Below are 14,146 nucleotides of genomic sequence, written 5' to 3'. Positions count from 1 at the left end.
ACGAGCAAGACGTGCCGGATATCTCGATGACGCTGGGTGCGTCGGACTGCGAGGTTCTCTTGTCACAGGGGATTCTCCGGGTGATTGCGTAGCGCCACCCGCCGCCAGAAAGCCTGCCGCGCGCGCGTGTCAGTGCCCAGAGCGCTCACACCTTCGCAATCGACATAGCGCACGCGCCGCCCCTGGGACGCTCCGCGAACCAGCACGCAGAGATCGACGGCAACGATCTCCGCCCATTGACTTGCTGTCACCACCGACGCGTCCACTGCCGTCAGCCCACCGGGCAGCCAGTATTTGAAGCGCAAACGCTCGACACCTTCGACCAGCGGCTGCGCGGACCCCGGCTTGCCATTGCCTTCACAATAAAGTTCCGGCTCGCCCGTCGACCCGCTGAGCCTCGCGAAGTAGCGGTTGACCACCATTACACCCTGCCCGTCGAGTGCTGCATCGTTGTTCGTTACAGCCTGGCCCAGGCAGTCGGTAGATTGACCGGTTGCCGATGGCCACGTCGACACGATGTCTCCGACATAACGAATCGCGATGCCGTCCGAGCGGCTCGGCAATGCCTCACAAGCAACGCTGCTGTCCGCTCCGGTCGGGCGTCCTCCCGAACAGCCGAATAACGGCGGAGGACTATTGAACCTGACGACGTCCGCAGGCACGAAGCCGGCCATTTGAAGTTGCTGACCCACCAGCGTAAGCGCGCTCAGGCCAGCTTCGCGAATCCGCATCGCGTCACTTTCGCGCTCGAACACGTTACGCTGCGTTGCATAGAGTGAGACCACACCGGCAGTTACCACCAGCCCTAGCGCAATTGCGATCACGAACTCGACGAGCGTATGACCACGCGCGACATCGATACGCTGCATCATTTCGCGAACGCCAGTGCAACGCATGAGGCGCCTGCGGGAACATCCGCACCACCACATGACTCGGGCTTGTCCATGACATCGTCGGCCCGTGGCATATCACGTAGGGCCGTCCACGTGACACGTGCGGCAGACACACCGCTGCTTTCCCGTATCGCCGCTTCGCCGTGCGGCAATAGGGCCGTTGCACGCGCGCTCCATTGACGGATCGCCGAATCGGCCGCCGATGGCTCGCGCGTTGCTTCGGCCACGGCATCGGCAATCCACACCGCGTGCTCGCGCATTGCCATCGCGCGGGCTTCGCGCGCGGTCCACAATTGTCCCGCGATCACGCCGAGCGCCGTTACTGCCATCAGCGCAACGGCCAGCATCACTTCGATCAGCGAACTGCCTTCATGCCTTGTTGAGCGGCCTGGCGGATAACTGTGCGCCCGTCGGTTCGACGGATACCGGCTCACGATGCCGCTCCACACGCGCCCTCGACGACCCGTGCGCGCCCGCCTGCCGCAATGCGGATGCAGCGCCGCCACTTGTCACCTTGTGTCGCTTTCGACGGCACGCGCGGCGCGATATCAAAGCTGCGAAAGGCGCCAATCAACTGCCCAGCCGGAGGCGTAAACGTGAGATTGGTTTGCGTCCCGGTGATGCTGACCGCGGCGAGCGATGGCTGCGCGCGCAGCAGCGAGAGCGTGCCACTCCGTTCGGCCAACACGGCCCAACCGCACGACCAGTCGGTGACGCCGCTGCCGCAAGCTTGTCCTGCGGCAAGACAATGGCGCGCTGCGTCGATTCGGCACACCGTGACGCGAGCACCGCGGCGCAAGGCCTCGCTTCGCGCATAGGCGAGCGTTGCAGCAAGTGCTTTCGTGCGTGCGTCGACCTGGTCACGCAAGTGCCACGCAACGAACGATGGCGTCGCCATCACCGCGACTATCGACAGCAGCGTAACAACAGCCAGTGTCTCGACAAGCGTAAAACCGCGGCGCGGCCGCCAACGAACTGCGTTCCATTTCATCTGCATCCCTGATCGTTTCAAAGAATGCAGCCAATCTAGCGATTCGCAAACGGGTCGACAATCGGCCGAACGGCCAGGTGGTACTCAGACGCTATTCCACGCAAAAATGCACGCGTGACGAACCATAACGGGAGCGGAGATGCAGATGCGCAAACCTACGCAGCGGACAACAAAACCTGAAGCACAGCCTCAGGCACGGCAGCAATCAGCGCTTGCGGGACGGCTTGGGTGGAGAAGAGGCGCGGCGAAATTCCTCGATCACGTCCTCGAATTCGGAGACGTCTTCGAAGCGCCGGTAGACAGAAGCGAAACGAACATAAGCAATAGTATCGAGCGCACGCAACTCGTTCATCACGAGTTCGCCGAGACGCTCGCTGCGCACCTCGCGCTCGCCGCTGCCGAGCAGTTGATACTCGATGCGGGCAACTGCCGCGTCGATCGCGTCCGCTGCAACCGGGCGCTTGCGCAGCGCCAGTTGCATGCTTGCGACGATCTTGCGGCGATCGAACTCCGTGCGGCTGCCATCTTTCTTGACGACCGACGGCAACGCCAGCTCGACCCGCTCATACGTCGTAAAACGTTTGTCGCAGGCCGGGCAGCGGCGGCGCCGGCGAATCGTCGCGCCGTCTTCGGATACGCGGGAATCCACAACTTGCGTATCGGCGTGACGGCAGAAAGGACAATGCATGGCGGCTTAACGGTAAACCGGGAAACGCTTGGTCAACTCGGCGACTTGCGCACGCACACGTTCGATCGTGGCAGCGTCTTCCGGGTTGTCCAGCACGTCGGCAATCAGATTGCCCACCTGCTCCGCTTCCTTGACGCCGAAGCCACGCGTAGTCATGGCCGGCGAGCCGAGACGCACGCCGCTCGTGACGAACGGCTTTTCCGGGTCGTTCGGGATCGCGTTCTTGTTGACCGTGATGTGCGCGGCGCCGAGCGCGGCCTCCGCTGCCTTGCCGGTGATCTTCTTGGCACGCAGGTCGACCAGCATCACGTGGCTTTCGGTGCGGCCCGAAACGATACGCAGACCACGCTTGACCAGCGTTTCAGCCAGCACGCGCGCGTTCTCGACGACTTGCTGCTGATACGTCTTGAATTCCGGCGACAGTGCTTCCTTGAACGCGACGGCCTTACCGGCGATCACGTGCATCAGCGGACCACCCTGAATGCCCGGGAAAATTGCCGAGTTGATCTGCTTTTCGAACTCGGCCTTCATCAGGATCACACCGCCGCGCGGGCCACGCAGGCTCTTGTGCGTAGTGGTGGTGACGAAATCGGCGTGCGGCACCGGGTTCGGGTACACGCCCGCTGCGACCAGGCCGGCATAGTGCGCCATGTCGACCATGAAATACGCGCCAACCGACTTGGCGATCTTCGACAGACGCTCGAAATCGATACGCAACGCGAATGCGGAGGCGCCCGCCACGATCAGCTTCGGCTTATGTTCCTGAGCGAGCTTCTCAGCAGCGTCGTAGTCGATGTCTTCGGCTTCATTGAGGCCGTAGCTCACCACGTTGAACCACTTGCCCGACATGTTGACCGGCGAACCATGCGTGAGGTGACCGCCGTGCGCGAGGCTCATGCCCATGATCGTGTCGCCCGGCTTGAGCATGGCGAAGAACACGCCCTGGTTGGCCTGCGAACCGGAGTTCGGCTGCACGTTGGCGGCTTCGGCGCCGAACAGTTGCTTGACGCGGTCGATCGCCAGCTGCTCGGCGATGTCCACGAACTCGCAACCGCCGTAGTAGCGCTTGCCGGGATACCCTTCGGCGTACTTGTTGGTGAGTTGCGAGCCCTGCGCGGCCATCACGGCCGGGCTCGTGTAGTTTTCCGACGCGATCAGCTCGATATGCTCTTCCTGACGGCGGTTTTCCTGCTGGATGACGCTCCAGAGTTCAGGATCGACGTTGGCGATGGTGCTTTGGGCTCTGTCAAACATACGGATTCCGTTGAGTGTGTTCAGGTTGACCGGATCGTGTGCCGAATCTTGCGTAGAGGGTACGCAGCGCTGCTGGCGGCTGGGCCAGCCCTGACGTGGCGGATGGAGATTCGCCGCACACACGAGGCAGGACAGCCACCGTCAGCGCAGATAAATGCGCGCGGATCACGGCTGCCCAGGCGAACGGCAAAACGGCACCCTGCGCTTCACGGTGGGTTGTTCCACCTTGAATCCGATTGCTTGAACCGGTTCTATCGCCAGTCACGCAGGGATGAGCGCGTTAGTTTATTGGAAGAGGATCGAATAGGCAACCGGCTTCCTGCCGGCCCCGTGGGCGCTCGCGAAGCCGCTTGCGGCACTGCCGCGACCGGCGCACCGATACCCGGTGAAAGCACACCCGGCACCCGCGGTGCGTCCCTGCCCCCGCCGTTTGTACGGCTGGTTCAGCCTTGCCGCAGCGCCGCATTGGAAGTAGGCTTGGGGCCTTTCTCCTTTACCAGCCAGGGAACTGCAATGATCGTGTTCGTCACCGGAGCGTCCGCGGGGTTCGGCGCCGCCATCGCTCGCGCTTTTGTCAAGGGCGGCCATCGTGTCGTCGCCACCGCGCGCCGTAAGGACCGCCTGCAGGCGCTCGCCGACGAACTTGGCGACGCCCTGCTGCCGTACGAGCTCGACGTGCGCGACCGCGCCGCCGTCGAGGCTGTGCCGGCCTCGCTGCCCGCCGACTTCGCCGCGCTCGACGTGCTCGTCAACAATGCCGGGCTCGCGCTCGGCATCGAGCCGGCGCAAAAGGCGAATCTCGACGAATGGAACACCATGATCGAGACCAACTGCACGGGCCTCGTGCAGATCACACATGCCCTCCTGCCCGGCATGGTGGAGCGCAACCGCGGCCACATTTTCAATCTGGGCTCGGCGGCCGGCAGCTGGCCGTATGCGGGTGGCAACGTCTATGGCGCCACCAAGGCGTTCGTGCACCAGTTCAGTCTGAATCTGCGCGCCGATCTGGCCGGTACGGCATTGCGCGTAACCAACATCGAGCCGGGTCTGTGCGGCGGCACCGAGTTCTCGAACGTGCGTTTCCGCGGAAACGACGAAAAAGCGGCCAAAATGTACGAGAACGTAAAACCGTTGACCCCCGAAGATATCGCCGACTCGATCTACTGGATCGCCACCCGGCCTGCCCACGTGAACGTCAATACGATCGAGCTGATGCCGGTGGCCCAATCGTTCTCCGCTTTGTCGGTCCAGCGCGGCTGAAATTCCCGCTAAGGCCCGCCAGCCGGGGCGCACATCTTGAAACAGACCTGGGGGTGTGCGTTCCGGTAAAATGCGCCGCATGAATATGTCGACCAGCCAGCCCGGCACGGAAATCGGCTTCACGTGGCCAATCCGCGTGTATTACGAAGATACCGACGCCGGCGGCATCGTGTTTTACGCGAATTACCTGAAATTTTTTGAGCGGGCGCGCACCGAATGGCTGCGCGCGTGCGGCGTCGACCAGAACCGGCTCGCCGACGAAGCGGACGCAATCTTCATCGTCCGCAGCACCGCAATCGACTATCGGGCGCCGGCCCGGCTCGACGATGTCGTCAATGTGGTGAGCCGGATCGAACGTCTGGGCCGCGCATCCGTTGATTTTGTGCAGGAAGCGTGGCGTGACGATACGCTGCTTGCGAGCGGCGCCATCCGGATCGGTTGCGTCGAGCGCATTGCGCTGCGGCCGGCAGCGATTCCCGCACCGGTTCTCGCTGCCTTGCGGCGCGGGCCGGGCGCGAATGGCGGCGGTATGTCAACGGACAACGACTGAACCCCGTTGTTACGGGGCCAGTGAACTCATATCGATCTAGCAGCACAAAGCATGGTTCGGCTTGCAATATCGCCGATGCTTCCGTTTTGCTCACGGCAAGCTTCGAGTGACCTTGCAGCCGGACGCCCCCTTCCGGGACGTTAAAACGAACCTTTATGAACACTACACAAGATCTGTCGATCGTTTCTCTCGTACTCAATGCGAGCCTTCTGGCGCAGGCCGTCATGGCGCTGCTGCTTCTGCTGTCGCTGTTGTCGTGGACTTTCATCTTCCGCAAGTGGTTTGCGATCCGCCGGGCGCGCGCGCAAACTGAACGCTTCGAACGCGACTTCTGGTCGGGCGGCGACCTGCAGGCGCTCTATCAGAGCGCCGCGAACAACCGTCACACGATCGGCGCACTGGAGCGGATTTTCGAGTCCGGCATGCGCGAATTCCTGAAAGGCAAGGAAAAGCGCCTGAACGATTCAGGGGCGATTCTCGACGGCGCACGCCGCGCCATGCGCGCCGCGTTCCAGCGTGAAATGGACGTGCTCGAGGCAAATCTGGCGTTTCTCGCGTCGGTTGGCTCGGTCAGCCCGTATATCGGTCTGTTCGGCACGGTGTGGGGGATCATGAATGCATTCCGCGGCCTCGCCAACGTGCAACAGGCTACGCTCGCGAACGTCGCGCCAGGTATTGCCGAAGCGCTGACCGCCACCGCAATCGGTCTGTTCGCCGCAATTCCGGCCGTGGTCGCCTACAACCGCTACGCGCACGACATCGACCGTCTGGCAATCCGCTTCGAGACCTTCATCGAAGAGTTCTCGAACATCCTGCAACGTCAGGCACAGTAAGGAGTCCACGATGGCAGGCTCTTCCTCAAGCATGCGCGGCTCGCGCCAGCGCCGCGCCATGGCCGACATCAACGTCGTGCCGTACATCGACGTGATGCTCGTGCTGCTCGTGATCTTCATGGTGACCGCGCCGCTCGTCGCCCCGTCGATCGTCAATCTGCCGACCGTCGGCGGCGCCGCGCCTCAGCAGCAAACCCCGCCCGTGATCGTGAACATCCGCGCGGATGGCAATATGAGCGTCAAATACAAGGACGATGCCGGCGCGCAGCAGCAGGAAGACATGACCAAGGCCGATCTGCACGGCTTCATCGCCGACCGCGCGCAGTCGCATCCCGACCAGCCGGTCGTGATCGCCGCCGACAAGACCGTGAAGTACGAAGTCGTGATGAATGTGATGTCCGATCTGAAGGCTCAGGGCGTCAAGCGCGTTGGATTGCTCGTCAAATCGCAATGATCCGCAAGAATTCCGAATACCCGCTCCAGCCACCGCGTGAACGCGGCACAGGGCGAGCCTTTGCGTTCGCACTGGTGATGCATGCGCTGCTCGGATTCTTCCTGTACCACGGCATTCAGTGGCAAAACAGCACGCCGGAAGGCGCGGAAGCCGAGCTGTGGACCGAGATCCCCGACACGGCGATCCCGCGTCAACCCCCTCCGCCGCCCGTGCCGGTAGCCCCCGCCCCGCCGCTGCCGGACGAACAGGCCGACATCGCGCTGCAGGAAAAGAAACGCCAGCAACAGGAAGCGGCCCGCCAGGCGCAACTGGCCGAGCAGCAACGCCTGCAAAAGCTGCAAGCCCAGCAGGAAGCCGAGGCGAAGCGCCAACAGCAACTGGCGGCCGATCAGGCTGCGCAGCTCGCCGCGCAAAAAGCGGCGGCGGCCAAGCAGAAACAGTTGCAACAACAGCAACAGCAACAGCAGGCCGAGAAACTGAAGCAGCAGCAATTGGCCGACCAGCAAAAGCAGCAACAGCAGGAGCAGCAGAAACAGGCCGAAGCTGAAGCGCAGAAGAAGGCCGACGCGCAGAAAGCGGCGAAAGCCAAGGCTCAGGCCGATGCTGCGGCGCAAGCGAAGAAACTGGATGCAGAACGTCGTGCGCGGCTGGCCCAGATGCAAGGCTCGGCGGGCGGCGAAGGCTCGACCGGTAACGGGCTGGCGAAGAGCGGCACGGGCAGTGGTTCGGGTGGTACGGCGACATCGCCGGGCTACGCGGACAAGGTGCGCCGTGTCGTGCGCCCGAACATCTCCTGGGGTGGCGAAACGGAAGGTCTGGAGACCGTCATCTCCGTACGCTGCTCGCCGACAGGCACGTTGCTGGACGCGCAGATCGCGCGTAGCAGCGGCAACCCGGCGTGGGACGATGCGGCACTGCGGGCCGTCCAGCGTTCCAATCCGATGCCTCAGGATATCGACGGAAAAACGCCGACCAGCTTCAAGATCACGTTGCGCCCGGCAGGTTGATAGCAGCAATTTGACAGTCAATTGACAGCAGACCCCGCGCCCCGCCTGGCGCGGCGTGTCCGGGAACGAATTAGATGTTTCCGGGTCTCTCTGCTGTCATGAAGTGTTAGTAAAACCGTTTTTGGGGAAACCATTCAGCATGAGTTTGATGACCAAGCTAGGCCTGCGGACACTTGTAGCGTCGTGCCTGATCGCCGTCGGCGGCGGCGCCAACGCCCAGCTCAACGTCCTCGTGACGGGCGTCGGGTCCACCCAGTTTCCGATCGCAACGGCGAATTTCGCCAACGAAGCGAACTCGCCGCAGCAGGTCAGCACGATCGTGCGTCAGGATCTGCAACGCAGTGGGAAGTTCACGAATATCGACGCGGGCAGCACGCCGGTCGCGGAAACCGATTCCGTCGATCTCGGCAGCTGGAAAGCCAAGGGCGCTAACGCGTTCGTTTCGGGCAGCGTAAACCGCCTGCCGAACGGCCAGTATGAAGTGCGTTTTAAACTGTACGACACCGTCAAGGGCGAAAGCCTTGGCGGCCTCGTGCTGGTGAGCCCGGAAAGTGGCTTGCGTATGAGCGCGCACAAAGTCGCGGACTATATCTACGCGAAGCTGATGGGCAGCCGCGGCGTATTCGCCACGCGCCTGTCGTACGTCATCAAGACCGGCGGCCGTTATCAATTGCAGATTTCCGATTCGGACGGCCAGGACGCGCACATCGCGTTGTCGAGCCCCGAGCCGATCATCTCGCCGGCATGGTCGCCTGACGGCACCAAGGTCGCTTACGTTTCGTTCGAAAAGAAAAAGCCCATCGTCTACATCCACGATCTGCCCACGGGCCGTCGCGTGATCGTATCCGACCAGAAGGGTAACAACAGTGCGCCGGCGTGGTCGCCGGATGGCCGCACGCTGGCTGTCGCGCTTTCGCGCACCGGCAACACGCAGATTTTCGCCGTCAATGCGGACGGCAGCGGCCTGCGGCGCCTGACGCAAGGCAGTTCGATCGACACTGAACCGTGCTTCTCTCCTGACGGCCAGTCGATCTATTTCACCAGTGACCGCGGCGGTCAGCCTCAGATCTACAAGATGTCGGCTCAGGGCGAGAACGCCGGCGCCGCGCAACGCGTGACTTTCACGGGCAGCTACAACACCAGCCCGCGCGTGAGCCCGGACGGCAAGCAACTCGCCTATATCTCGCGCGTCGGCGGCGGGTTCAAGCTGTATCTCCAGGACCTGCAAGGCAATACGGCCACGGGCCTGACGGACACCACACATGACGAATCGCCGAGCTTCGCGGCGAACGGTCAGTACATTCTTTACGCCACACAGGTGAACGGCCGTGGCGTGTTGGCCGCAGTATCGACCGACGGTCGCACTCGGCAGGTCCTGTCCGTTCAGGGTGGCAGCGTACGCGAGCCATCCTGGGGCCCGTTTATGCAGTAACGTTGATGCAATAACACAAGGAGAGTAACAAAATGATGTCCAAACTTCGTTTCGCATTTGCCGTATTGATGGTCGGTGCGCTGGCCGCATGTCACTCGGGCGTCAAGCTCGACGAAAACGCTAACAAGGGTGGTGCAGTTTCGACGCAACCGAATCCGACCGATGTCGCTCAGGTCAACGTCGATCCGCTGAACGATCCGAACAGCCCGCTCGCCAAGCGCAGCATCTACTTCGACTTCGACAGCTACTCGGTCAAGGACGACTATCAATCGCTGCTGCAACAACACGCGCAATACCTGAAGAGCCATCCGCAACGTCACGTCCTGATCCAGGGCAACACCGACGAACGCGGCACCAGCGAGTACAACCTGGCACTCGGCCAGAAGCGTGCTGAAGCTGTGCGTCGTTCGCTGGCGCTGATGGGCGTGACGGACTCGCAAATGGAAGCCGTGAGCCTCGGCAAGGAAAAGCCGCAAGCAACCGGTCATGACGAATCGTCGTGGGCACAAAACCGCCGCGCCGACCTCGTGTACCAACAGTAAGTAACGGGTGATGAGCCGAATGACGCATCGTTTCTCCTGGCTGCGGTTTGCCGCAGCGGCCTGCGTCGCGGGCACGGCCTTCGCGGCTGTGCCCGCGCATGCGGGCATCTTCGACGACGATCAGGCCCGCCAGGCTATTCTCGATCTGCGTTCGAAGACCGATAGCCTGTCGAGCCAACTGTCGGCTGCACAGCGCACGATCATCGATCAGACCAACCGTCTCGATCAGCTGAATCAGCAGGTCGCGACGTTGCGTGGGCAGAACGAGGATATGGGCAACCAGCTCTCCATACTGCAAAAACAGCAGAAGGACTACTACACCGATCTGGACACGCGGCTGAAGAAATTCGAACCGCAGCAACAGACAGTGGACGGCGTCCAGGGCGAGGTGCAGCCGGGTGAAACCGATTCGTTCAATGCGGCTTCACAGCAGTTCCGCAATGGCGACTTCAAGAACGCGGCGGCATCGTTCCGCAGCTTCATCTCCAAGTATCCGAATAGCCCCTACCAGCCGACCGCGCAGTACTGGCTCGGCAACGCACTTTATGCGCTGCGTGACTACAAGGGCTCGACGGCGACCTGGCAAGGTGTGGTGAAGAACTACCCGCAACATCCGCGTGCGCCGGAAGCGCTGCTCGCGATTGCGAACAATCAGCTCGAGCAAGGTCAGAAGGCTGCGGCCAAGAAGACGCTGGAGCAGATCGTCGCGCAGTACAGCGGCTCGGACGTCGCGCAGTCAGCTCAGAGCAAGCTGTCGCAGATCAAGTAGTCGCACAAGGTTTGTGCAGTTGATGTAACGCGCAGTGGCTGCGCAGTCTCGAACGCGGCCTCAAAATTAACGGCCACGCGCGCCTCTCGCCGGAAAGCCCGGGGTAGCAATACCTCGGGCTTTTCACTATCTGAAGTACAGATACCTCAACTAACCACCATGGGTTGACAGCCTGCGGCGGCTATCGCTATAATCTCGCTTCTCTTTTGGGTCGTTAGCTCAGCTGGTAGAGCAGCGGACTTTTAATCCGTTGGTCACAGGTTCGAATCCCGTACGGCCTACCAAAAGATTCAAGGGCTTGCACGCGTCAGCGTCGCAAGCCCTTTTTCTTTGGCGCGCGAATTCAGCTACACAAACTCGACGAGCTGCAATTGCGCGCGCAATCGCGTGAAAACCACGTGAACAGAGCGGCAAAAAAACACGCCCCTAATTCCCCTCTGCAGGCCTCACGACCATCACCGTTTCATGCGGCTGTATTCCGTGAGCATCGGCACCATCTGCGCATACAGCTTCGGGTTTCCCGCGACGACCTCTCCCAAGCGCAGAAAATCGGAACCACCGGCATAGTCGCCAACCAGGCCGCCCGCTTCCCTGACCAGCAGGCTGCCCGCCGCCATATCCCACGCGCTCGACCCCTGTTCGAAGAACCCGTCGAGACGACCGGCCGCGACGTTCGCGAGATCGAGCGCGCCTGCGCCCGGACGGCGCAGACCGGCACAAGCGCCGGTCATTTCGGCGAACAGGCGCGTGTAGGCGTCGAGGTCCGCCATATCGCGGAACGGGAAACCGGTGCCGATCAGGCCGTCTGCGAGACGGTCACGCTCCGCCACGCGAATGCGGCGGTCGTTCAGGAATGCACCGCTGCCGCGCGTGGCCGTGAACAGGTCGTTGCGGGTCGGGTCGTAGACCACGGCCTGCGTGACCGTACCCTTGTGCGCGAGCGCGATCGACACGCAGTAGTACGGAAAGCCGTGGATGAAATTCGTGGTGCCGTCGAGTGGATCAATGATCCACTGGTACTCGGACACGTTGTCCGACTGCCCCGATTCTTCCGCGAGGATCGCGTGATCGGGATAGGCGGTCTTCAGTGTATCGATGATTGCCGCTTCGGATGCCTTATCGACTTCTGTAACGAAATCGTTGTGCTGCTTCTTGCTGATCTGCAGCAGTTCGAGATCGAATGACGCGCGGGTGATGATCAGCGCCGCGCGGCGGGCGGCGCTGACAGCGATATTGAGCATGGGATGCATGAGCCTGAATCCTTTTGACGGAGCGGCATGACGACCGTCCGGCAGCAAAGTTGACTGGAACCTTTGGAGAAACAGCGTGACATCTGGAGCCATCCCGATCGCTCAGAAATCCCTCCATTGATATCTCGCGCTTGCGCTTGTGACGCCCGACACACCACAGTCGAGTCAGGTCGCAGTCGACCGTCCGCTAGCATTGCGTGCCACCAGCGCACGAACCAGCGCCCAGTCCGCGTGCTCGCAGAAGTCGATCATCATGGTCCCGCACGGTCCGTCGTGAGTCACGAGGCGTTCGGTCAGCATGTCGTTGATACCGCGGCGCCGGCCGCTCCCGCAGGCCACCTTGCGCGGATTAGCGCCCATTCCGGTACCGCTGCAGAAATTGACGACCCAGCGCTGCGTCGCACGCGACCCGCTGCGAACAAGCAGGGCTTCGATCGCACGATATTTGTAGTCAATCGACGCCTCGACCGGCACTCGAAATTCGTCCTGAATGGAAAAGGCCGCGCCAGGCCGGTCGAGCTCGAACGTGGCATTGTCAGGCCACATCGACAGATCGATTCCCAACGCAGACTCGCTTGCAAACCTTCGCAACAACACGATCGAGCCGCGCACTTCACCCAGGCGCGGAATCGTGTCGCCCAGATACCAGCGTACGTCCGGATAGCGCTCGGTGTACGACTCGAACGTCTGCGCGAAACTGCGTGCGCAGTCCTGGCTGCCACATTCGTCCTTGACCGACATCACGACACATTCGCCGGGATACCGCGCCAGAAACGCCGCGCACGCGGCGATGACATCGTCGAACATCAGGCCAAGCGGAATGCGCGCGTGATTGATGTGAAATACATCGCGCTCATGCCGGCAGCGAATATCGAGCACCCGCACGCCGCATGTCAGTTGTTTCGCGAGACTCGCGCCCTGCGTCTTCGCGAGCGGATCTTCCACGGTGTAGGCGCAGCTGTCGTGGCTGCCCGGCAAAGTTAACTGGTTCAACACAGAATCGTCGGAAAGGTCCGACATCCAGCAAGCCGGTGCCGGCCCGGCGGTATCAATGTGCATAGGTGTAATGGGTTAAGCGGTCTGGAAATCGCTCTCTTCCGCTGTATATTGTTTAACGGTCATCTTCTTGCCCTCTTGACCGGGCAAGCTGCGCGAAGCAAGTTTTGCATCCCCTCACTCGTTAATACATGCCGAAGAAACAAACGCTTTGGATTACCGCCGCCGATGTCGCGCGCCGCGCCGGTGTCTCGCGTTCTGCCGTATCGCGCGCCTTCTCGCCTACCGCCAGCATCGCGCCCGAGACGCGGGAGCGCGTGATGGAGGCTGCCCGCACCCTCGGCTACCAGGTCAACCTGATCGCGCGCGAAATGATCATGCAGCGCAGCAGCATGGTCGGTGTCGTCACCGCGGGCTTCGAAAACCCGTTTCGCGCGAAGCTGCTGTCGCAGATCATCGCCGCGCTCGGGCGCCACCAGCTCACGCCGCTCGTGATGAACGCGGAAGATCCGGTGCAAACCAAGCAATCGCTCGATATGCTGCTGAGCTATCGGATCGCCGGCATCATCATGACCTCCGCATCGCCCCCGCTTGACCTCGCCCGCCAGTACCTCGAGGGCGAGATTCCGGTCGTCATGATCAACCGCGCATCGAATCTGCCGGGTGCGGACGTCGCGGTGAGCGATAACGCAGCAGGCGCCGCGCTGGCCGCGCAAATGCTGATCGATGCCGGTGCTACGCGGCTCGCCTTCGTTGGCCCGACGAAGACCAGTTACAACGGAAAATCGCGCGGCACCGGTTTTGTTCGCGCCGTCCAGCGCATTGCAAAGAAAAACCCACAGCTTGCCCTTCCGGCCGGGATGCACGTTACGGCGGCCGATACCTACGAATGCGGCATGGCGGCAGCGCATGCGCTGCTGAATCAGGAAGTGCGTCCCGACGGCGTGTTCTGCTCGTCCGATCTGCTCGCACTGGGTTTTATCGATGCCGCGCGGCAACACTTCGCGATGCGTGTGCCGGACGAGCTTCGAGTGGTGGGCTTCGATGATATTCCTGCCGCCAGCTATGAAAACTACCAACTCACCACCATCCAGCAGGACACGCACGCCCTCGCGAATGCCGCGACCGACATGCTGATCGACCGTATGAACGCGTTCTCCGGCACCTCTCGCACCCGTGTGGTGCCGATCGCGGGCGTGGTGCGAAAAAGCTGCGCCTGAACGCCAT

General features: G+C 62.0%; 16 protein-coding genes, 1 tRNA gene and 1 riboswitch. Of the genes, 10 read left to right on the top strand and 7 right to left on the bottom strand.

Annotated features, from left to right (window positions below):
- Positions 1 to 62: 62 nt before the first annotated feature.
- From BCY88_RS21230 to glyA, 5 genes are all read right to left on the bottom strand, one after another.
- The gene (locus BCY88_RS21230; protein ID WP_120346146.1) at positions 63 to 872 is read right to left on the bottom strand and encodes a PilW family protein; all 810 of its coding nucleotides are present in this window, start codon (positions 870 to 872) and stop codon (positions 63 to 65) included.
- Positions 869 to 1,327, bottom strand: a complete 459-nt coding sequence (locus tag BCY88_RS21225) for a type IV pilus modification PilV family protein (protein WP_120346145.1) — start codon at positions 1,325 to 1,327, stop codon at positions 869 to 871. The genes BCY88_RS21230 and BCY88_RS21225 overlap by 4 nt, the downstream gene beginning before the upstream one ends.
- Complete coding sequence (locus BCY88_RS21220; protein ID WP_404935712.1) at positions 1,324 to 1,884, bottom strand: GspH/FimT family pseudopilin; 561 nt, start codon at positions 1,882 to 1,884, stop codon at positions 1,324 to 1,326. Before BCY88_RS21220 ends, BCY88_RS21225 begins: the two co-directional genes overlap by 4 nt.
- A 205-nt stretch (positions 1,885 to 2,089) precedes the next feature.
- Entirely contained in the window at positions 2,090 to 2,572 is a 483-nt protein-coding gene (nrdR, locus tag BCY88_RS21215) for a transcriptional regulator NrdR (protein WP_027799387.1), read from the bottom strand.
- 6 nt (positions 2,573 to 2,578) lie between these two features.
- Positions 2,579 to 3,826 (bottom strand): serine hydroxymethyltransferase, encoded by a 1,248-nt coding sequence (gene glyA, locus BCY88_RS21210; RefSeq protein WP_120346143.1) that lies wholly within the window; start codon positions 3,824 to 3,826, stop codon positions 2,579 to 2,581.
- A 166-nt stretch (positions 3,827 to 3,992) separates the two neighbouring features.
- A riboswitch (ZMP/ZTP riboswitch) is annotated at positions 3,993 to 4,101 on the bottom strand.
- Positions 4,102 to 4,339: 238 nt separating this feature from the next.
- Between glyA and ydfG the strand changes: the two genes are divergently transcribed.
- From ydfG to BCY88_RS21160, 9 genes are all read left to right on the top strand, one after another.
- Complete coding sequence (ydfG, locus tag BCY88_RS21200; protein WP_120346142.1) at positions 4,340 to 5,086, top strand: bifunctional NADP-dependent 3-hydroxy acid dehydrogenase/3-hydroxypropionate dehydrogenase YdfG; 747 nt, start codon at positions 4,340 to 4,342, stop codon at positions 5,084 to 5,086.
- 70 nt (positions 5,087 to 5,156) lie between these two features.
- Positions 5,157 to 5,636 (top strand): tol-pal system-associated acyl-CoA thioesterase, encoded by a 480-nt coding sequence (gene ybgC, locus BCY88_RS21195; RefSeq protein ID WP_120346141.1) that lies wholly within the window; start codon positions 5,157 to 5,159, stop codon positions 5,634 to 5,636.
- A 155-nt stretch (positions 5,637 to 5,791) separates the two neighbouring features.
- Positions 5,792 to 6,469: a protein TolQ gene (gene tolQ, locus BCY88_RS21190; RefSeq protein ID WP_012431821.1), complete on the top strand. Its 678-nt coding sequence runs from the start codon at positions 5,792 to 5,794 to the stop codon at positions 6,467 to 6,469.
- Between the two features lie 10 nt (positions 6,470 to 6,479).
- The gene (tolR, locus tag BCY88_RS21185; RefSeq protein ID WP_028198809.1) at positions 6,480 to 6,923 is read left to right on the top strand and encodes a protein TolR; all 444 of its coding nucleotides are present in this window, start codon (positions 6,480 to 6,482) and stop codon (positions 6,921 to 6,923) included.
- The gene (gene tolA, locus BCY88_RS21180; RefSeq protein WP_120346140.1) at positions 6,920 to 7,930 is read left to right on the top strand and encodes a cell envelope integrity protein TolA; all 1,011 of its coding nucleotides are present in this window, start codon (positions 6,920 to 6,922) and stop codon (positions 7,928 to 7,930) included. Before tolR ends, tolA begins: the two co-directional genes overlap by 4 nt.
- Before the next feature lie 139 nt (positions 7,931 to 8,069).
- Positions 8,070 to 9,362: a Tol-Pal system beta propeller repeat protein TolB gene (gene tolB / locus BCY88_RS21175; RefSeq protein WP_120346139.1), complete on the top strand. Its 1,293-nt coding sequence runs from the start codon at positions 8,070 to 8,072 to the stop codon at positions 9,360 to 9,362.
- A gap of 32 nt (positions 9,363 to 9,394) precedes the next feature.
- Positions 9,395 to 9,904, top strand: a complete 510-nt coding sequence (pal, locus tag BCY88_RS21170) for a peptidoglycan-associated lipoprotein Pal (RefSeq protein ID WP_120346138.1) — start codon at positions 9,395 to 9,397, stop codon at positions 9,902 to 9,904.
- Positions 9,905 to 9,923: 19 nt separating this feature from the next.
- Positions 9,924 to 10,673 carry a tol-pal system protein YbgF gene (gene ybgF, locus BCY88_RS21165; RefSeq protein ID WP_120346137.1) on the top strand — a complete coding sequence of 250 codons (750 nt, stop codon included), beginning with the start codon at positions 9,924 to 9,926 and terminating at the stop codon, positions 10,671 to 10,673.
- Positions 10,674 to 10,881: 208 nt separating this feature from the next.
- Positions 10,882 to 10,957, top strand: a tRNA-Lys gene (locus tag BCY88_RS21160).
- 171 nt (positions 10,958 to 11,128) lie between these two features.
- Here the strand turns inward: BCY88_RS21160 and BCY88_RS21155 are convergent.
- Both BCY88_RS21155 and BCY88_RS21150 read right to left on the bottom strand, forming a co-directional pair.
- Entirely contained in the window at positions 11,129 to 11,923 is a 795-nt protein-coding gene (locus tag BCY88_RS21155; protein WP_120346136.1) for an inositol monophosphatase family protein, read from the bottom strand.
- Between the two features lie 165 nt (positions 11,924 to 12,088).
- Entirely contained in the window at positions 12,089 to 12,919 is an 831-nt protein-coding gene (locus BCY88_RS21150; protein ID WP_310796130.1) for a phosphatidylinositol-specific phospholipase C, read from the bottom strand.
- A 191-nt stretch (positions 12,920 to 13,110) separates the two neighbouring features.
- Here BCY88_RS21150 and BCY88_RS21145 point away from each other — a divergent pair, with 191 nt between their 5' ends.
- Positions 13,111 to 14,139 carry a LacI family DNA-binding transcriptional regulator gene (locus BCY88_RS21145; RefSeq protein WP_120346134.1) on the top strand — a complete coding sequence of 343 codons (1,029 nt, stop codon included), beginning with the start codon at positions 13,111 to 13,113 and terminating at the stop codon, positions 14,137 to 14,139.
- The last annotated feature ends 7 nt before the right edge of the window (positions 14,140 to 14,146 follow it).

The sequence above is a fragment of the Paraburkholderia fungorum genome (assembly GCF_003610895.1).
GTDB lineage: Bacteria > Pseudomonadota > Gammaproteobacteria > Burkholderiales > Burkholderiaceae > Paraburkholderia > Paraburkholderia fungorum_B.
The sequence above is the reverse complement of the archived record's forward strand: the minus strand, read 5'-3'. Positions and strand labels throughout refer to the sequence as shown.